At 75.3% G+C, this 18483-nt stretch carries 14 protein-coding genes; 7 read left to right on the top strand and 7 right to left on the bottom strand.

The window, feature by feature from the left end:
* Positions 1 to 97: 97 nt before the first annotated feature.
* The 4 genes from BS73_RS33690 to BS73_RS33675 all read right to left on the bottom strand — a co-directional run bounded on the left by BS73_RS33690 (position 98) and on the right by BS73_RS33675 (position 7471).
* Positions 98 to 1804, bottom strand: a complete 1707-nt coding sequence (locus BS73_RS33690) for an acyl-CoA synthetase (RefSeq protein WP_084704559.1) — start codon at positions 1802 to 1804, stop codon at positions 98 to 100.
* Entirely contained in the window at positions 1801 to 2907 is a 1107-nt protein-coding gene (locus BS73_RS33685; RefSeq protein WP_037578110.1) for an NAD(P)H-dependent flavin oxidoreductase, read from the bottom strand. Before BS73_RS33685 ends, BS73_RS33690 begins: the two co-directional genes overlap by 4 nt.
* A gap of 54 nt (positions 2908 to 2961) precedes the next feature.
* A complete protein-coding gene (locus BS73_RS40585) occupies positions 2962 to 6153 on the bottom strand; it encodes a serine/threonine-protein kinase (protein ID WP_322987318.1) in 3192 nt (1063 codons plus the stop codon).
* A 121-nt stretch (positions 6154 to 6274) separates the two neighbouring features.
* Positions 6275 to 7471: an acyl-CoA dehydrogenase family protein gene (locus tag BS73_RS33675; RefSeq protein ID WP_037582437.1), complete on the bottom strand. Its 1197-nt coding sequence runs from the start codon at positions 7469 to 7471 to the stop codon at positions 6275 to 6277.
* A gap of 161 nt (positions 7472 to 7632) precedes the next feature.
* Here BS73_RS33675 and dhaK point away from each other — a divergent pair, with 161 nt between their 5' ends.
* From dhaK to BS73_RS33660, 3 genes are all read left to right on the top strand, one after another.
* The gene (dhaK, locus tag BS73_RS33670) at positions 7633 to 8622 is read left to right on the top strand and encodes a dihydroxyacetone kinase subunit DhaK (protein WP_037578109.1); all 990 of its coding nucleotides are present in this window, start codon (positions 7633 to 7635) and stop codon (positions 8620 to 8622) included.
* Positions 8623 to 8655: 33 nt separating this feature from the next.
* Positions 8656 to 9303, top strand: coding sequence for a dihydroxyacetone kinase subunit DhaL (gene dhaL, locus BS73_RS33665; RefSeq protein ID WP_037578108.1), 648 nt, complete (start codon positions 8656 to 8658; stop codon positions 9301 to 9303).
* Positions 9304 to 9370: 67 nt separating this feature from the next.
* Entirely contained in the window at positions 9371 to 9793 is a 423-nt protein-coding gene (locus tag BS73_RS33660) for a PTS-dependent dihydroxyacetone kinase phosphotransferase subunit DhaM (RefSeq protein WP_037578107.1), read from the top strand.
* Between the two features lie 32 nt (positions 9794 to 9825).
* Here the strand turns inward: BS73_RS33660 and BS73_RS33655 are convergent, their stop codons facing one another.
* Complete coding sequence (locus tag BS73_RS33655; RefSeq protein ID WP_051941305.1) at positions 9826 to 10341, bottom strand: NUDIX hydrolase; 516 nt, start codon at positions 10339 to 10341, stop codon at positions 9826 to 9828.
* 135 nt (positions 10342 to 10476) lie between these two features.
* On the opposite strand from BS73_RS33655, the gene BS73_RS33650 reads away from it, so the two are divergent.
* Complete coding sequence (locus tag BS73_RS33650) at positions 10477 to 11808, top strand: hypothetical protein (protein WP_051941304.1); 1332 nt, start codon at positions 10477 to 10479, stop codon at positions 11806 to 11808.
* A gap of 291 nt (positions 11809 to 12099) precedes the next feature.
* On the opposite strand, the gene BS73_RS33645 is transcribed toward BS73_RS33650, so the two are convergent.
* Positions 12100 to 12660 (bottom strand): hypothetical protein, encoded by a 561-nt coding sequence (locus BS73_RS33645; RefSeq protein WP_063837200.1) that lies wholly within the window; start codon positions 12658 to 12660, stop codon positions 12100 to 12102.
* Between the two features lie 370 nt (positions 12661 to 13030).
* Between BS73_RS33645 and BS73_RS33640 the strand changes: the two genes are divergently transcribed.
* Positions 13031 to 14131, top strand: a complete 1101-nt coding sequence (locus tag BS73_RS33640; protein WP_235215618.1) for a polysaccharide deacetylase family protein — start codon at positions 13031 to 13033, stop codon at positions 14129 to 14131.
* A gap of 474 nt (positions 14132 to 14605) precedes the next feature.
* Here BS73_RS33640 and BS73_RS33635 read toward each other — a convergent pair whose 3' ends face one another.
* The gene (locus BS73_RS33635; protein WP_051941302.1) at positions 14606 to 15661 is read right to left on the bottom strand and encodes a LacI family DNA-binding transcriptional regulator; all 1056 of its coding nucleotides are present in this window, start codon (positions 15659 to 15661) and stop codon (positions 14606 to 14608) included.
* Positions 15662 to 15837: 176 nt separating this feature from the next.
* On the opposite strand from BS73_RS33635, the gene BS73_RS33630 reads away from it, so the two are divergent.
* On the top strand, positions 15838 to 17409 hold the full coding sequence (locus BS73_RS33630; RefSeq protein WP_084704558.1) for a glycoside hydrolase family 1 protein: 1572 nt from the start codon (positions 15838 to 15840) through the stop codon (positions 17407 to 17409).
* An 84-nt stretch (positions 17410 to 17493) separates the two neighbouring features.
* Positions 17494 to 18483 (top strand): ABC transporter permease, encoded by a 990-nt coding sequence (locus tag BS73_RS33625; RefSeq protein WP_037578103.1) that lies wholly within the window; start codon positions 17494 to 17496, stop codon positions 18481 to 18483.

The following is an 18483-nucleotide window of genomic DNA, read 5'->3' as shown; positions in this document are numbered from 1 at the left end:
CCTCCGCCCCCGCCTCCGCCTTCACACCCGTCCCCGCTCTCGCCCCGCCTCCGCCGTCGCCGTCGCCGTCGCGGCGAGCCGAATCGCGGTCCAGGCCCTAGGACTTCGCGTCCCGCTCCTCCCAGTACGGCGCCCGCAGCCGCCGCTTGTAGAGCTTGCCGTTCGGGTCGCGCGGGAGCTCCGGCAGGAAGTCGACCGTCCGCGGGCACTTGTACCGGGCCAGCTCCCGCGCGCTGAAGGCGAGGAGTTCCTCGGCGAGTTCCGGGCCAGGGGTGTAGCCGTCGGCCGGCTGGACGACCGCCTTCACCTCCTCGCCCCAGTCCTCGTTGGGCACGCCGAAGACCGCCGCGTCGGCCACCGCCGGATGCTTGAAGAGGGCGCTCTCCACCTCCGCAGGGTAGATGTTGACCCCGCCCGAGATGATCATGTCGATCTTGCGGTCGCGGAGATAGAGATACCCGTCCTCGTCCAGCATCCCGAGGTCGCCGACCGTGAAGAAGTCGCCGACCCGGCCCTTCCTCGTCTTCTCCGCGTCCTTGTGGTACTGGAAGCCGCCGGTCTTCATATTCATGTAGACCGTGCCCAACTCGCCGGTGGGGACGGGGTACCCGTCGTCGTCGAGGATCTTGATCTCGGTGATCGGCCAGGCCTTCCCGACCGTCCCCGGCCGCTCCAGCCACTCCCGCGCGGTGGCGTACGCCCCGCCGCCCTCACTGGCCGCGTAGTACTCCTCCACACACTCGCCCCACCATTCGATCATCTCCCGCTTCACATGCTCGGGGCAGGGCGCGGCGCCGTGGATGGCGTGCCGCATCGCCGAGACGTCGTACCGTGCCCGCACCTCCTCCGGCAGGGCGAGCAGCCGGTGGAACTGGGTCGGCACCATGTGGGTGTAGGTGGCACGGTGACGGTCCATCAGCCGGAGCATCTCCTCCCCGGTCCACCTGTCCATCACCACCACCTTGTGCCCCAGGTGCAGCCCGGCGCCCGCGAACTGGAGGACCGCCGTGTGGTACAGCGGCGAGCAGACCAGGTGGACGTGGCCCTCCCCGGCCCGGATCCCGAAGATCCCGAGGAACCCGCCGAGCGGGACCGACTCCGGCGAGCGCCCGCTGAGCGGACGGCGGATGCCGCGCGGCCGGCCGGTCGTCCCCGAGGTGTAGTTCATCACCCACCCCGACTCCCGGTCCGCCGGCTCCTCCGCCGACCGGCCCGCCAGCAGTTCGGCGTACGGGCGGAAACCGTCGATCTCCCCGACCGCGTACCGGTGGTCGGCCGGCAGGCCCGCCTCGTCGGCCGCGGCGGTGGCCGCCTCCGCGAACCGCTCGTGGGCGATCAGCACCTTGGCGCCGCTGTCCGAGACGATCCAGCCGATCTCCGGCCCGACCAGATGGTGGTTGATCGGCACCAGGTACATCCCGGCCTGGGTGGCGGCGAGATAGGCGGCGAAGAACTCCGGGCCGTTGGGCAGCACGATGGCGAAGGCGTCACCGCGGCCCAGACCGGCCGCGCGGAGACCGTGCACCATCCGATGGGCGTCGCCGACCAGCCGGCCGGCGGTCCACTCCTCGCCGTCGGGGGCGACCAGCGCGATCCTGTCCGGGTCCGCGGCGGCCTGCCGCCAGAAGCCGGCCTGCTCGGCCGCGACGGCCGGCGCCGTCTGCGCCGTCTGCCCGGCCTGCTGGCTCGGCCCGGCCTGCCCGGCCTGCCCGGCCTGCTCGGCCTGCCCGCCCTGCCCGGCCTGCTGGCTTTGCCCGGCCTGCCCAGCCCGCGTCGTCTCGTCCGTCCGCTGAGAGCTCGTCACTTCGCCTCACCTCGCATGGCGTCCAACCGGTCGACGGCCCGCTCGAAGCCGGTCACGATGTCCTCCACCACGGCGGCGGCCGGCCGCACCTCGCGCATGCTGCCGATGATCTGCCCGATCGGGGTGCCGATCAGCTGCGGGGTCTCGTAGTGCTGGATGCGGTCGATGGCGTCCGCGACCAGCAGCCCCTGCAGCGGCATCGGCAGGGTGCCGGGACCGCTGGGATCGTCCCAGGCGTCCGTCCACTCGGTGCGCAGCTGGCGCGCGGGCTTGCCAGTGAGCGCCCGGGAGCGGACGGTGTCGCCGGAACCGGCGTTGAGCAGCTTCTCCCTCAGCACCGGCGAGCGCAGCCCGGCCTCCTCCGTGGTCAGCCACACCGAGCCGAGCCAGACGCCCTGGGCGCCCAGGGCGAGTCCGGCCGCGGCCTGCTCGCCGCTGCCGATGCCGCCGGCGGCCAGCACCGGGCGGGGCGCGACGGCCGCGGCGATCTCGGGGACCAGCACCATCGTGCCGATCTCGCCGGTGTGCCCACCGGCCTCGTGCCCCTGGGCGACCACGATGTCGATGCCGGCCTCCACATGCCGCAGGGCGTGCCGGGCGCTGCCGGCCAGCGCGGCGACCTGGACCCCGGCCGCGTGCGCCCGCTCGATGACGTCGGGCGGGGGCGAGCCCAGCGCGCTGGCCAGCAGTCTGATGGGGTGTTCGAGGGCCACGTCGACATGGGAGCGGGCGACGTTCTCCATCCAGCCGGTGATCCGCCAACCGCCGCCCTCGCCCTCGGGCAGCTCCGGGACGCCGTGCTTGGCGAGCAGGCCGCGGACGTACTCCCGGTGCTGGGCCGGGATCATCGCCTCCACGTCCTCGATGGAGACGTTCTCCACCTTCTTCGCCGGCATCACCACGTCCACGCCGTACGGGGCGCCTTCGGTGTGCTCGTCCAGCCATTGCAGGTCGCGCTCTAGCTCCTCGGGATCGCCGTAGCGCACGGCGCCGAGTACGCCCAGGCCGCCCGCCCTGCTGATCGCCGCGGCCACCGCGGGGAAGGGGGTGAAACCGAAGACGGCGTGCCTGATGCCCAGCTGTTCCGCGAGTTCTGTCCGCATGGGCGGCAGGATGCCGCAGACGGCGTGCGATCGGAAGGGGTTTCTGACGATCCGTCAGATTCCGTTCCGGCGGGCCGACTCCGGCTGCCGGGCGGTACGCCGCTCGATCTCCGCGACCTGGCGGTAGAGCGCCACCGCCTCGGCGACCCGGCCGAGCCGCTCCAGGCAGTTCGCCTGGTCGTTGAGGCCGGCCAGGGTGGCCGGATGGTCCGGCCCGAGGGCGCGGGTACGGCCCGCGCAGACCGCCCGGTACTGCACCAGCGCCTCCTGCCAGCGGCCGAGATGGCCCAGCGCGACGGCCTCCTCGCGGCGGCTGACGAGGGTGTCCGGATGCTCCGGGCCGAGGGTGCGGCGGCGGGCCGCGCCGACCGCGCGGGCCTCGTCGAGCGCCTCCTCCCAGCGGCCGAGCCGGCCGAGGTTGACGCCCCGGCCGTGCCGGGCCCGCAGGGTCTCCGGATGGTCCGGCCCGAGCCGGGCGGCACGGGCGGCGGCCACCTCGCCGTACAGCTCGACCGCCTCGGCGCAGCGGCGCAGCCGGCCGAGCGCGATCGCGGTCTCGTAGCGGGAGTTGACGGTCTGCGGGTCCCCCGGGCCGAGGACGGCCGCGCGGTCCTCGGCGACCTTCTGGAAGACCCGCAGCGCGGACTCCCAGCGCTGCGCGCGGCCCAGGCAGCAGCCGAGCTCGTGGCGGGTGGCGAGGGTGTCGGGGTGGTCCGGGCCGAGGACCCGGGTGCGGCCCTGCGCGGCGGCGGTGATCTCCCGCAGGGAGTCCTCCTGGCGGCCCATCCGGCCCAGGTTCACGCCGAGGTTGTGCCGGCAGCGCAACACGTCCGGGTGGTCCGCGCCCTGGAGGCGGAGGCGGTCGGCGAGGACCGCCCGGTAGGCGGCGTCGGCCTCCTCGTGCCTGCCCAGCTGGGCCAGGGTGAAGGCGACCTCCTGGCGGCTGCGGAGGGTGTCCTCGTGCTCCGGGCCGAGCGCGCGGGTGCGGGCCTGCGCCAGCGCGCGGTGGGCCGCGAGCGCCTCCGGGAGCCTGCCGGCGCGGGCGAGCGCGAAGGCCGCCTCGTGCCGGGACGTCAGGGTCTGCGGGTGCCCGGCGCCGAGCGACCCCGCCCGCCGCCGCGCGGCGGCCTCGTGCGCGTCCACGGCCTCGTCCCACCGGCCGAGCCGCCCCAGACTCATTCCGGCCCGATGCAGCGCCTCGGCGGACGCGCCCTCCTCCTCGCCCTCACCGTCCCGCCGTACGGCGGCGCCGACGCCCTCGGCACCGACCACCCCCGTCGCCTCGCCGCCGTCCGACCCACGCGGATCCCGGGCCGCACCGCCGGCGCCCTCGGGCGCGGCAGCGGCTTCGGTGCCGCCGGGTGGGGACGTCCTCGCTGCCTCGTCGGTGGATGGAGCGGCCTCGCCGGCCGTAGTGAGCGCCCCGGCTGCGGCCCGGCCGCCCCTCGCGGGATCGGGATCGGGCTCGGGCCCGGCACCGTCGCCCGGCGCGGCTGCCGAATCGGCGGGCGCGTGCGGCAGTTCGCACGCCGGGTCGGGCTGCCCCGCCTCGGCGAGCCGAGCGGCGCCGGCGCCGGAGTCAGCGGCGTCGCCGCGAGCCTCGGCAGCGCCAGCCTGGGCCTCAGCCGCCTCAGCGGCGCCGGGTTCGGCCTCAGCGGCGCCGGCGGCGGGCCCGGCCTCGTCGGCGCGGGGGCCGCCGTCAGCCTCAGCGCCGGCGCCGCCACCGGCCTCGGCCTCCGCGCCGCCGCCGACGGCCGCACGCTCCGACTCCGCGTCGGCGCCCGCCTCCGCGTCAGCGCCCGTCTCCGCGTCAGCGCCCGCCTCCGCGTCCGAGCCCGCCTCCGACAGGGCGTCCGCCGTCTCCGGCTCCGACGGCGCCGCGTCCCCGGCCTCGCTCTCGGCGGGCGGCGGCCCCGTCCCGGGCTCCGGCACCGGCGGCTCGGTCAGCACCAGGACGGCGGCCGGACCGGACGACTCGCCGGACCGCAGCGCCCGCCTCGGCACGGTCGGGGCCTCCGAGGGGTCCACGGCGGCGGCCCCCGCCGCAGGCGGCAGGGTCCAGTGGCCGGTCAGTCCGTCCGCCGGCGGCAGCGAGGCCCGCGCCGCGCCCGCCGCGAGCTGCCCGACGGTCGGCCCGCCGCCGAAGTCCCGCGCCCAGGAGGGCACGGGCTCCCCGGACGCGCCCGGCTCCCGCCCCAGCGTCACGCCGGCGTGGGTGAGATCGCCCGCGCCGCCGCCCGCGCCCCCCGCGCCGCCCATCGCCCCGAGATCCAGCGCCACCGTCCATCCGCCCGGCGCCCCCGCCGGACCGCCGCTGCCCGGCATCGTCCCCGGCAGGCCCGCCGCGATCGCGGCCAGCCGCCGCCCGACCTCCGCCGCGTCGGCCGGCCGGTCCTCCGGCGACTTCGCCAGCAGTTCGAGCACCAGGCGCTCCAGGCCCGGCGGCACGTCCCCGCGCCCCCGCGCGGCCAGCGGCTGCGGCGGGGTGTCCCGGTGGTGGAGCATCACCGCCCAGTGGTCGCTGACGTCGAACGGCGGCGCCCCGGTGAGGAGTTCGTACAGCACGCAGCCCAGCGAGTAGAGGTCGGTCCGCAGGTCGACGTCCTCCCCCGCGATCTGCTCGGGCGACATGTAGTGCGGCGAGCCCAGCCACGGGCCGCCCGCCACCGAGGTACGCCTGGTCAGCCCGATCTCCCCGCCCAGCCGGGCGATCCCGAAGTCGCAGATCTTGACCGTACCGCTGCCGTCCGACAGCCGGATGACGTTGGCCGGCTTGAGGTCCCGGTGGATGACGTCCCGGGCATGGGTGTACGCCAGCGCGGAGGCGACCTGGCCGCCGATCGAGACCACCGACGGGATGTCGAGCCGCCGCCCGGGCAGCCCGTCCAGCACCTGCCCCAGGTTCTCCCCGTCCAGCAGCTCCATCACCAGGTAGGGGACGCCCTCGTACTCGCCGAAGTCGTGCACCACGGTGATCCCGGGATGCTGCAGCCGCGCCGCCGCCCGCGCCTCCCGCCGGAAGCGCTCCCGCAGTTCGGCGACCCGGGCGCGCTCCCCCGTCCCCTCGGGGCTCCCCGGATGCCCGGCGCCCCCGCTGCGGCGCGAAACCGCCGCCGCGCGCAGGCACTTGACGGCGACCATCCGGTCCAGCGCCTCGTCCCGGGCACGCCACACCTCGCCCATCCCGCCCCGCCCGAGCAGTCCGCTGAGCAGGTATCGGCGCTGTATGAGCGTCCCGTCCTCCACCACCGCGCTGTGTCCCCCGCCGTCCGCGCCGCCTTCGGGGCCCTGGAGGCCCCGCCGGCTCAAGTATGGCGGCCGCGACCGGCCCGCGGCTATCGCGCGGGGCGCTTCCGACGGGCCGGCGCTACCTCCGCACCCTCGGCATTCCCAGGCCGATCCAGGAGATGATCTCCCGCTGGATCTCGTTGTTGCCGCCGCCGAAGGTGAAGATCACCGCGCTGCGGTAGCCGCGCTCCAGATCGCCGCGGAGCACCGCCCCCGCCGAGCCCTCCTTCAGCGCGCCTCCCGCGCCGACCACCTCCAGCAGCCAGGAGTAGGCGTCCCGCCGCGCCTCGCTGCCGTAGACCTTGACCGCGGAGGCGTCCTGCGGGGTCAGGGTGCCGCGCGACATCGCGTCCACCATCTGCCAGTTGAGCAGCTTCATGGCGTCGAGGCGGGAGTGCGCCCGGGCCAGCCGCTGCCGCACCCACGGCAGGTCGATCACATACCGCCCGCCCGCGATCGGCGTCTCCGCGGCCCACCGCCGCACGTCGTTCAGCGCCCGTACGGCCATCGTGCCGTGCGCGGCCAGCGTCACCCGCTCGTGGTTGAGCTGGTTGGTGATCAGCCGCCAGCCCTGGTTCTCCGCGCCGACCCGCCGCGAGGCCGGGACCCGGATGTCCTCGTAGTAGCTGGCGGTGGTGTCGTGCCCGGCGAGGGTGCGGATGACGGTGGTCGAGTAGCCGGGGTCGTCGGTCGGCACCAGCAGGATGCTGATCCCCTTGTGCGCCGGGGCCTCCGGGTCGGTCCTGACGGCCAGCCAGATCCAGTCGGCGGTGTCTCCGTTGGTGGTCCAGATCTTCTGTCCGTTGACCACGTAGACCGCGTCCGGGTCGTCCGCCGCGCCCTCGCGGACCGCGCGGGTCTTCAGCGCGGCCAGGTCGGTGCCCGCGTCCGGCTCGGAGTAGCCGATGGCGATGTCCAGTTCGCCGGCCAGGATCTTCGGCAGGAAGTAGTTCTTCTGCTCCTCGGTGCCGAACTTCATGATCGAGGGGCCGACCGTGTTCAGCGCCATCAGCGGCAGCGGCACGCCCGCCTGCGCCGCCTCGTCGAAGAAGACGAACTGCTCCACCGGGCCGAGCCCGCGCCCGCCGTACTCCGTCGGCCAGCCGACGCCGAGCCAGTGGTCGCTGCCCAGACGCCGGTTGATCTCGCGGTAGAACCGCTTCTGCCGTTTGGGATCGTTCAACCGGCCGTGCGCGTCCTCCGGCATGATCTCCGCGAAGTACTCGCGCACCTCGCTGCGCAGCCGGTTCTGCTCCGGCGTGTAGTCCAGGTCCATGGCGGCCACTCCCTCCGCTCCGCTCGGGCGGCTCAGACTAGAACCTGTTCCACTAATCCGGAAGGGGCCGCACGGCGCGGGATGTTCCCCGCCGGGCGATCACCTGCGAGAGTGGCACCGGCTCCAGCGTCCAGTCGAAGCTCCGGAGGGAAGGCCCGGCCATGAAGAAGCTGATCAACAGTCCGGAGAGCGTGGTCTCGGACGCGCTGCGCGGACTCGCGGCGGCGCACCCGGAGTTGCGGGTGGATGTGGAGCAGCAGATCGTGGTCCGGGCCGACGCGCCGGTCAGCGGCAAGGTCGGCCTGGTCTCCGGCGGCGGCACCGGCCACGAGCCGCTGCACAGCGGCTTCGTCGGCCCCGGGATGCTGGACGCGGCCTGCCCCGGCGAGGTCTTCACCTCCCCCGTGCCGGACCAGATGGCCGCCGCGACCGCGGCCGTCGACGGCGGCGCCGGCGTCCTCCACATCGTCAAGAACTACACCGGGGACGTCCTCAACTTCCGGATGGCCGCCGAACTCGCCGAGGACGACGGCATCCAGGTCCAGCAGGTCGTGGTGGACGACGACGTCGCCGTCGAGGACAGCACCTTCACCGCGGGCCGCCGCGGCACCGGCGGCACCCTCTTCGTGGAGAAGCTGGCCGGTGCGCAGGCCGCCGCCGGCGCCCCGCTCGCCGAGGTGGCCGCCACCGCCCGCAAGGCCAACGAGCTCTCCCGCAGCTTCGGCGTCGCCCTCACCTCGGTGACCACCCCGGCCAAGGGCACCCCCACCTTCGACCTCCCCGCCGACCAGCTGGAGCTGGGCATCGGCATCCACGGCGAGCCGGGCCGCGAGCGCCGCCCGATGATGACCGCCGCCGAGATCGCCGAGGCCTCCCTGGACGCGATCCTCGGCGACCTCCACGACAACGGCGACCCGGTGCTCCTGCTGGTCGACGGCATGGGCGGGACGCCGCTGCTGGAGCTGTACATCCTCAACGCCGAGGTGGACCGGATCCTGCGGGCGCGCGGCATCCGGGTCGCCCGCACCCTCGTCGGCAACTACGTGACCAGCCTGGACATGGCCGGCTGCCTCCTCACCCTGTGCCGGGCCGACGAGGAGTTCCTCCGGCTGTGGGACGCCCCGGTGAACACCCCCGCCCTGCGCTGGTAGCCCGCCCGCGACCGGAAGGAGACCCCCGCCCCCATGACATCCCCCCAGTCCCCCGCCCTGGACACCGACTTCTTCCTCCGCTGGCTCCAGCTCACCGCCGAGTCGGTGCACAAGGAGGCCGGCCACCTCACCGAGCTGGACTCCGCGATCGGCGACGCCGACCACGGCGCCAACCTGGACCGCGGCTTCACCGCCGTCCTCGACGCCCTCGCCGCCACCCCGCCGGACGCGCCGCCCGCCGTGCTGATCGCCGCCGGCCGGCAGCTGGTCAGCAAGGTCGGCGGCGCCTCCGGCCCGCTCTACGGCACCGCCCTCCGCCGGGCCGGCAAGGCCCTGGGCGACGAACCCACCCCGGAGAGCCTCGGCGAGGCCCTGGACGCGGCCGTGACGGGGGTTCAGGAGCTCGGCGGCGCGGCCCCGGGCGACAAGACCATGGTCGACGCGCTGCGTCCGGCGGCCGACGCCTACCGCGAGGCGATCGGCTCCGGCGCAGGACTGGTCGAGGCGCTGGAGGCGGCGGCGGAGGCGGCCCGGTCCGGAGCCGAGGCCACCACGCCGATGCAGGCCCGCAAGGGGCGGGCCAGCTACCTCGGCGAACGCTCCATCGGCCACCAGGACCCGGGGGCCACCTCCTCCGCGCTGCTGCTGGACGCCCTCGTCCGGGCCGCGCGCGGCGACTGAACCCCGCTGCCCGCCTCCGACCCCCCGCCTCAACCCGCAACACCCGCACAGAGAATGAGGAGTCGTCATGTCCTCCCCCACCTCGCCCGACCGAGTCGGCGTGGTCCTGGTCTCGCACAGCGGCGCCGTCGCCGCGGCCGTGGCCGAGTTCGCCGTCGCCCTGGTGGGCACCGGCGATCCGGCGCCGGTGGTACCGGCCGGCGGCGTCGAGGGCGGCGGCCTCGGCACCAGCAGCGAGCTGGTGCTGGCCGCGGCCAAGCGCGCCGACCAGGGCCAGGGCGTGGTCCTGGTCGCCGACATCGGCAGCGCCGTGCTGACCGCGAAGACACTGCTGGCGGACGCCGACGAGAACGGCCTGCCGTTCCCCACCAGGCTGGCCAACGCGCCGTTCCTGGAAGGGGCGGTGGCGGCCACCGTCACCGCCTCGGCGGGCGGCGACCTGTCCGCCGTCATCGACGCCGCGGAGGACGCCTACCGCGTCCAGAAGTAGCCGCCGCCGTCCGTCCGACCGCGGCCGGCCGCTCAGGAGCCGGCGAGCGACTGCTTCGCGTCCGCCTCGCCGTCCGCGCCGACGAACCAGGCCTCGGCCGCCCCGCTCAGCGCGTGCGCCAGGCGCTGGCGCTGGCGCGGGCCGACGTCCGCCGGCAGGTCGTCCGGGGAGAACCAGCCGACCTCCAGCGACTCGTCGTCGTTCACCCGCGCCTCGCCGCCCACCGCCCGGCAGCGGAAGGTGAGTTCGAGGTACTGCGCGCGGTCGCCGTTCACATGCACCAGCGGCGGGGAGACGGTGACGCTGGTGAGCCGCTCCACGACCACCTCGACGCCGGTCTCCTCCAGGCACTCGCGGGCGGTGCCGAGCGCGGGCTCCTCACCGGGGTCCAGGATCCCGGTGATCAGCGCCCACTTCCCGGTGTCCGACCGGCGGCCGAGCAGCACCCGGCCCTCGTCGTCGAGCACGACCGCCGTCACCCCGGGCATCCAGAGGGGGTGCCGGCCGATCATCTGGCGCAGCTCGCGCACGAATTCAGGTACTGGCATGTGCCAGACCCTACGTGCTGGATTTTCCCGGCTCCGGAGCGACACCACCGGCGAGCCCGGGCGCTAACGTGGGAAAGGCGGCGTTCCGACGGGCCGAGACCGCCGCGCACGGGGAGCACGGGGGGCGACGGCCGCATGTCGACGATGCATCAACCACCGCACACCAACGCCGAACCGACCCCGCCGAGCACCGCTCCCCCGACGGGTGACCCGCACGAGCCGGACGGCCCGCCCACGCCGGGTGACCCGCACGAGCCGGGCGGCCGGCACAACCCGCACAGCAGGCGGCGGAACGATTCGCCGGAGAGCGGGGCGCCGCTGCCCGCGGTATCGGCCCCGGACGAGGGCGCGGGGGAGGCGGCGAGCGCTCCCACGGGCGCGGCTCGCACCTTCGCTCCGGCCTCGCCCCGCGACCGCCCCAGCGCCGCCGACCCGCCGGCGTCGGCGGGCGCATCCGGCCCGCCCGAGGGGCCCGACCCGCCCGCGGCCCAGCACGCCCCCAGGAGCCTGCCCGCGCCGCCGCCGCTCTCCGCCGACGTCACCGGGCTGCTGCTGCTCGTCGCCTGCGCATCCTGGGTGGTGTACTGCTCGGCGGGGCGGGACGCCCGCCCCGAGGACCCGCTGATCGCGCTGCTTGCGGCGACCGCCGGCTTCGCGGTGGGCAGGATCGCCGGCGCCGTCCGCCCGGCCGCCGCGCCGGCCGCGGCGGGGCTGGCCCTGGCCGTGCTCGCCGCCCTGGCGGCTTTCGTCCCCGCGCTGACGGGTTCCGCCCTCGCCCCGGACGCCGTCCCGGCACCCGCCGTCCGGCCGTCGATCGCCGCCTCCCCGCCCACGGCCGCGCTCTCCGCACTCGCCGTGGCGCTGCTCTGCCTGGCCGCGCTGCGGGCCGACCGCTGGGCAGCCCGCCGGGCACTCTTCCTGGTCGCGCTGCTGACCACCGCCCAGCTCGCCCTCACCGCCGGCCTCTCACCGGGCACGATCGCCGCCGTCGGCACCGTGCTGGTCTGCGCGGCCGGCGTACGGGCCCGGCACCGGCTCGGCGGAATCCTGCTGCTCGGCACCCTCGGCGCGGCGATCGCCGCCGGGGCACTGCTGACCGCCCGTCAGGGACTCCTGCCGGCCTGGCATCCCGCGTACGCGCAGCTCGCCGCGCACCCGCTGCGCGGCCTCGGCCCGGGACTGCTGGACTCCCCCACCGCCGTCCCCGCCCTCCTCCGCGCCGGCGCCCAGCTCGGCCTCCCCGGCCTGCTGCTGCTCGGCGCCGCATACGTCTGGGGCCAGTACGCCCTGCTGCTGGCCCCCGCCCCGGCACCGCAGGCGCTGACCGGCGCCGCGGCCCTCACCTTCCTCGCCGTCGAGGCCGCCACCGCCGACGCCCTCACCACCCCCCTGGTCGCCGCCGCCACCGGCCTCCTCCTCGGCCTCACCACCGCCCGCCCCGAGCCACCACCCGCCGCGCCCCGCTAGGGCGGGGATGCGGACCTTGCGCCGAAGCCCTCGGCGTCCGGTGCGTGCTTTCGGCGCACCGTCGAAAGGCCTTCGCAGGGGACCTACCCGGGCCTCTCGGCGAGGCGGCGAGGGTGGCTGCCGGACACCGCAGCCATCGTGCCGCCGAGCGGCCCTCGCGCGGGTGCCCCCGGCGCAAGCGAACTCCGAGCGCCTGGGGGGCGGATGACGGGCGCCGCAACCACCGCACGGGTCCGCAACCACCGCACGGGGTCCGCGACCACGGCCCGGGGCCCGGAAGCGGGCGCCCGATCAGCTCTCGCGGCCGCCGGCCGTCGTCGCCGCCCGCGCCGCGGCGATCGCCGCGACAGCGCCGTCCGGGTCGTCCACCGTGACCGTCACCCGCCGGCCGTCGCCGAGTCGGAGCACCAGCGCGGGCCCGCCCCGGATGACGTACGCCCGCTCCCGGCCGGCCCCGCGGAAGCGGTAGCCCCAGCCGCCCCAGGTGAGCGGCGAGACCTCGGCGCGGGACGCGTCCGCCACATCCGCCAGCCGGAACCGCGCCCGCGGCAGCCCGCCGGCGCCGCAGCGCACGGTCACCCCCTCCCCGTCCACGCCGACCCGCACCCAGAGGAAGGCGAGCGCGCCGGCCCCGAGGAGCAGCCCCGCCGCCAGGCTGCCGGCGGCGGTCATCGCCATCGCCGTACCGGACGCCGCGTCCTGCACGTCCAGCACCACCAGCACCCCGATCGCCACGCACACCCCCGCGACGGCGCCCAGCACCAGTTGCCACCAGTTGCGCGCGCTCCCCGTCCACTCCATCGCGCCGCCCGCCGCTGCCGGCGCGCCCGCCGATGCCGTACCGCTGCTCATGGCGCTCCCTCCGAGCCTCGCCACACCCCGCTCGCGCTCCGCGGACCCGCCCCTCTCCGGGCCGCCGCCGCTGACGCCGACCACGCTACGGCGGGGCCGCCGAGGGCGGGCACTCCTTGTCGCCCATCGGTGATCCCGCGTGACGATCCTCGAAGAATCCGCTGGTGGAACCCCCACCCTTCGCTCACCGGCCTTCACCCCGGCGTGGCGGTCCGGCGAAGGGACTGGGATGGACCGGCGCAGCATGGGGAGACCTCGCGGACAACCGCGATATCGCCCCCGGGCGTACAACCTTCGTCGGAGGGTGCGGGTCATGCATACGCGACCGACCACCCCGTGCGGTCGCTTCGGCTCGACGGAAGGGGAAACCGTGCGACAGCCGAACACCATGACCGCCAACCGCCCCGCGGCACCGCCACCCTGGGTCGCGGCGACGCACGGCGCTGCCGCCGCCCCCACACGGGCGGACCGCACGACCTCGCCGCCGGCCCGGCCGGTGGGCGACTCCACCTGGGGCGACGAGCCCGGCGAGCGCGGCGAGCGCGGGATACTCGCCCGCCGGCGCGGGCTCGGCGCGCTCCTCGGCCGCTCGCCGATGCAGCCGATCCTCCGCAAGCGCGCGGCCAGGCGGCTGGCCGTCCTCTCCTACCAGGGGGTGGACGACCGGGAGTCGTTCCGCGCCCAGATGGAGCGGGTGGCCTCGCAGGCCAATCCGGTCTCGCTGGCCCGGGTCGAGGAGTCCCTGGCCGGCGGCGAACCGCTGCCGCCGCACGCCGTGCTGGTCACCCTGGACCAGGGCCACCGCTCGGCGGTCACCGACGCCCTGCCGGTGCTGGCCCGGGCCGGAGTGCCCGCGGTGGCCTTCGTGGTGGCCGGGCTGCTCGGCACCGAGCGGCCGCTGTGGTGGGAGGAGGCGGCCTTCCTGGCCGCGAACGGCGGACGCGCCCGCGCCCTGCCGTCCGCCGATCCGGCGGACGTGCTGCGGCAGTTGCGCGCCATGCCCGATCCGGACCGGCACCGGACGCTGGCCGAGCTGCGGGTGAGCACCCGCCGGCAGGCGCCGGGGCGGCTCCAGCTGACCGCCGCGGACCTCGGCCTGCTGCGGGACGGCGGGGTGGAGATCGGCAGCCAGTCGCAGTCCTACGCGCTGCTGACGCGCTGCGACGACGCGACGGTCCGCGCGGAGATCACCGACGCCCACCGCACGCTGACCCGCCTCACCGGCACGGCGCCGACCGCCTTCGCCTATCCGGACGGCGCGGCCGATCCGCGGGCGGCGGCGGTGCTGGGCGAACTCGGCTACCGGTCGGCCTTCCTGGACGACCACGCCCTCTTCGACCACCGCGAGTCCGCGGACGGGTCACCCGACCCGTTCCGGATCAGCCGCCTGCGGGTCCAGTCCACCACCTCGCGCCGCCGCTTCGACAACATCCTCTCCGGCCTCCAGCCCCCCGCCGGCCGCTCCGCCTGACCCCGCGCCCGCGCCCTGGGGCCCAGCCCCGCCCCCCGCGCCGGCCCGCAGACCGCAGCCCCACCGGGCCCGTCCCCGGCCTAACACCACCGCCCCGACGGCGCCCCCCGGCCACCTCTCCTGCACCGCCGAGGCCACCCCCAGCCGTGCCGACGACGTCCACGGCCCATCGGCCGCCTCGGCCCGCTCTCGGTGCCCCGGTCGGCGCCCGCTCCGAGTTCCGCGCCGGCCCCCGCCGCACGCCCGTCCCGCGCACCCGCCCTGCCGGCGCAGCGCCCTGTCGGCGCAGCGCCCTGTCGTGGCGCCCGCCCTACCGGCGCACCCGCCCCGTCGGCGCACCCGCCCCGTCGGCGCACCCGCCTCGCCCCGGCCCAGGCGCCCGCCACCGACCGGTCCGGCCGACGACGGGGGCGCAGGCGCAGCCCCCGAGCCGATGACCGCAGCCGCGGCCGCGGCCTCGCGGCCGCCGTTTCGTCACGCCGAGCCCCGCACCACCAGTTCCGTGCCGAGGACGACCTGCTCATGGACCCGTTCCGGGTCGGTCAGCTGGGAGAGGAGGATGCGGGCCATCGCCCGGCCCATCTCCTCCGTCGGCTGCCGGACGGAGGTCAGCGGCGGCTCGGTGTGGCGGGCGATGAAGGAGTCGTCGAAGCCCACCACCGCGACGTCCTCCGGCACCCGCAGCCCCTCCGCCCGCAGCACCCGGATCGCGGCCGCCGCCATCACGTCGCTGGCCACGAAGACCGCGTCCAGCTCCGGCCGCCGCGCCAGCAGCTCGCGCATCGCCGCCTCGCCCTGCCGCTCGCTGAAGTCGGCGACGCCGACCAGCGAGTCGTCCGCGTCCAGCCCCGCTTCGGCCAGCGCCGCCCGCCAGCCGTCCAGTCGGGCCCTGGCGCCCTCCTGGTCCAGGTCGCCGGTGATCGTGGCGATCACCCGCCGCCCCCGGCCGGCGAGGTGGCGGACGGCCGCCCGCGCGCCGCCCACGTTGTCCGCGTGGACGTAGCTGAAGGTCTCGGCGTCGTTCCGGCGGCCGCCCAGCACGGTGGGCAGGCCGAGCCGCTCCAGCATCCCCGGCAGCGGGTCGTGCCCGTGCACGGAGACCAGCAGCACCCCGTCCACCCGCTGGGCCGCGAGGTAGTCGGCCAGCCGGGTCCGCTCCCGCTCGGTGCGCACCAGGATCAGCAGCGCCTGCTTGTCCGCGTCGGACAGCTCCGCCACCGCTCCGCGGATTATCTCGGAGAAGTAAGGTTCGGAAAACAAACGGGTCTCGGTCTCCGGGACGACCACGGCGATCGAGTCCGTTCGACTTGTGACGAGAGCCCTCGCGGCCCGGTTGGGGACGTACCCCAGCTCGGCGATCGCCTGCTCGACGGCGGCCTTCGCCCGCTCGCTGACCCGCGGCGATCCGTTGATCACCCGCGACACCGTGCCGCGCCCGACACCGGCCCGCTCGGCCACTGCCTCCAGCGTCGGCCGCGCTCCGGCCCCATCCCGCGCACGGGCCCCGGCGGCGCCATCCGTCCGACTCATCGTCCACCTCTCGCAGTCCACCGGTCGCCCATTACAGGCCGACAACTGATCCGGCTTCAACTCTTGACATAAGCCCGGTCCGGCAGCACCGTTATGGCCAACCTCGTGGGAGCGCTCCCACGAGATGTGCAGCACCATACCCAAGATCCGCGTACCTCCGATGGGAGCGCTCCTCCATGACTTCGGTCGAATCGCTCAAACCCCAGGGAAACAGTGCCGCCCCGCCCGGCTGGCCCTCCTTCCCGCCCGGCTTCCTGTGGGGGGCGGCGACGGCCGCGTACCAGATCGAGGGCGCGGTCGCGGAGGACGGGCGCACCCCGTCGATCTGGGACAAGTTCAGCCACACTCCCGGCAAGGTGCACAACGGGGACACCGGCGATATCACGGTCGACCACTATCACCGCTGGCGCGACGACGTCCGGCTGATGTCGGAACTCGGACTGGGCGCCTACCGCTTCTCCGTCTCCTGGCCACGCGTCCAGCCCACCGGCCACGGCCCGGCCGTCGAGCGCGGCCTGGACTTCTACCGCCGCCTGGTGGACACCCTGCTGGAGGCCGGGATCGCCCCGGTGGCCACCCTCTACCACTGGGATCTGCCGCAGGACCTGGAGAACGCCGGCGGCTGGCCGGTACGGGAGACCGCCGAGCGCTTCGGCGAGTACGCCCACCTGGTCGCCGAGGCGCTGGCGGACCGGGTGAAGACCTGGAGCACCCTGAACGAGCCCTGGTGCAGCGCCTTCCTCGGCTACGGCTCCGGGGTGCACGCCCCCGGCCGCACCAACCCCTCCGACGCCCTGCGCGCCGCCCACCACCTCAACCTGGCGCACGGGCGGGGGATGGCGGCGCTGCGCGCGGCCGGCGTCCGGGAGGCCGGGCTCACCCTCAACCTCCACGCGGTCCGCCCGCTGACCCCCTCCGCGGCCGACGCCGAGGCGGCCCGCCGGATCGACGCGGTCGGCAACCGGATCTTCACCGGCCCGATCCTGGACGGCGGCTACCCCGAGGACCTGCTGAGCGACACCGCCCACCTGGTCGACTGGGACCGGCTGGTGCAGCACAGCGACATCGCGGCCATCGGCGCCCCCATCGACCAGCTCGGCGTCAACTACTACACCCCCACCCTGGTGTCCGCCCCGCCGTCGGCCGCCGAACAGGACCGCCCGGCTCCGCGGCTGAGCACCGCCCACGGCACCGGGGCCGGCTCGCCCTGGCCCGGCGCCGAGGACGTCCTCCACCACCAGCCGCCGGGCCCGGTCACCGCGATGGGCTGGAACATCGACCCGTCCGGACTCCACGACCTGCTGGTCGGCCTCCACCGCGCCCACCCCCGGCTGCCCCTGGTGGTCACCGAGAACGGCGCCGCCTTCCACGACTACGTCGACCCCGAGGGCCGGGTCGCCGATCCGGAGCGGATCGCCTACCTCCACGACCACCTGCTGGCCGTCCACCGGGCGATCGAGGACGGCGCCGACGTCCGCGGCTACTTCCAGTGGTCCCTGCTGGACAACTTCGAATGGGCCTACGGCTACAGCCAGCGCTTCGGCGCGGTCTATGTGGACTACGCGACCCAGCGGCGGATCCCCAAGGCGAGCGCCCACTGGTACGCGCTGGCGGCCAGGCAGAACGCCGTACCGCCGGTGGACCGCCGGGCCGAGCTGCCGTCCGGGCAACCAGCCGAGGGGTCCGAGCGGCCCGGCGAACGGCCCATCCGGCCCACCGACCGGTCCCTGCCCCGAACGGCATTCTGAGGCCTTGCTCGTGACCACCCGCACAACGCTCCTGGGACCAATGCCCTTCACACGATTGCTCCTCTCACGATTGGCAGCCCGACGATGACGACGCTGCTCCGCAGGCTCGGCTTCTACGCGGTCGCCGCCTTCGCCGCCATCACGATCAACTTCTTCCTGCCCCGGATGCTCCCCGGCAGCGCCCTGCAGAGCCTGCTCGGCACCATGAAGTCGGCCACCCTGACCCCCGGCCAGCTTCAGGCGCTGGCCGCTCAGTACGGCTTCTCCCACCAGTCCCTGGCCGCGCAGTACGGGACCTATCTGGGCAACGTCTTCACCGGTGACCTGGGCACCTCGACCTCGCGCAACACCCCGGTCGGCGCCCTGCTCTCGGCCACCGTGCCGTGGACGATCGGCCTGGTCGGCCTGGCGACGGTGCTGGCGTTCCTCCTCGGCACCCTGCTGGGGATCATCGCCGGCTGGAAGCGCAGCGGCCTGCTGGACGCGCTGCTGCCGACGGCGACCTTCTTCCAGTCCATCCCCTACTTCATCCTGGCCATGCTGCTGCTGATGACCGGCGGCTTCTACCTCAAGTGGTTCCCGCTGAACGGCGGTTACACGACGGCGGGTCACGGCACCGCCCTCACCACGGGGTGGAACTGGCCGTTCATCTCCAGCGTCCTGCAGCACGGCGTGCTGCCCGCCCTGACGGTCGCGCTGGCCTCGATCGCCGGCTGGATCATCGGCATGCGGAACATGATGATCACCACCATGGACGAGGACTACGTCCTGGTCGCGGCGGCCAAGGGGCTGCCGCGGCGGCAGGTGGTCTGGGTGGCCGCGCGGAACGCGATCCTGCCCAGCATCTCCAACTTCGCGCTCTCCATCTCGCTGGTGGTGACCGGCTCCATCATCACCGAGATCGTCTTCAGCTACCCGGGCGTCGGCTACCAGATCTACCAAGCGGTGACATCCACCGACTACCCGCTGATGCAGGGCATCCTGCTGGTGGTCACCTTCACCGTGCTGGGCGCCAACCTGCTCGCGGACATCGTGTACGTGCTCCTCGACCCCCGTGCCCGCAGGGAGGCCTGA

This window comes from Phaeacidiphilus oryzae TH49 (assembly GCF_000744815.1).
Classification (GTDB): Bacteria; Actinomycetota; Actinomycetes; order Streptomycetales; family Streptomycetaceae; genus Phaeacidiphilus; species Phaeacidiphilus oryzae.
This window is presented reverse-complemented; position numbering and strand designations above follow the sequence as displayed.

Excerpts from the sequence above, each read along its gene's own strand:
- BS73_RS33685 (WP_037578110.1), bottom strand. The coding sequence starts at position 2,907 with ATGCGGACAGAACTCGCGGAACAGCTGGGCATCAGGCACGCCGTCTTC.
- BS73_RS33675 (WP_037582437.1), bottom strand. The coding sequence starts at position 7,471 with ATGGACCTGGACTACACGCCGGAGCAGAACCGGCTGCGCAGCGAGGTG.
- dhaK (WP_037578109.1), top strand. The coding sequence starts at position 7,633 with ATGAAGAAGCTGATCAACAGTCCGGAGAGCGTGGTCTCGGACGCGCTG.
- dhaL (WP_037578108.1), top strand. The coding sequence starts at position 8,656 with ATGACATCCCCCCAGTCCCCCGCCCTGGACACCGACTTCTTCCTCCGC.
- BS73_RS33660 (WP_037578107.1), top strand. The coding sequence starts at position 9,371 with ATGTCCTCCCCCACCTCGCCCGACCGAGTCGGCGTGGTCCTGGTCTCG.
- BS73_RS33655 (WP_051941305.1), bottom strand. The coding sequence starts at position 10,341 with ATGCCAGTACCTGAATTCGTGCGCGAGCTGCGCCAGATGATCGGCCGG.
- BS73_RS33650 (WP_051941304.1), top strand. The coding sequence starts at position 10,477 with ATGTCGACGATGCATCAACCACCGCACACCAACGCCGAACCGACCCCG.
- BS73_RS33645 (WP_063837200.1), bottom strand. The coding sequence starts at position 12,660 with ATGAGCAGCGGTACGGCATCGGCGGGCGCGCCGGCAGCGGCGGGCGGC.
- BS73_RS33635 (WP_051941302.1), bottom strand. The coding sequence starts at position 15,661 with ATGAGTCGGACGGATGGCGCCGCCGGGGCCCGTGCGCGGGATGGGGCC.
- BS73_RS33630 (WP_084704558.1), top strand. The coding sequence starts at position 15,838 with ATGACTTCGGTCGAATCGCTCAAACCCCAGGGAAACAGTGCCGCCCCG.
- BS73_RS33625 (WP_037578103.1), top strand. The coding sequence starts at position 17,494 with ATGACGACGCTGCTCCGCAGGCTCGGCTTCTACGCGGTCGCCGCCTTC.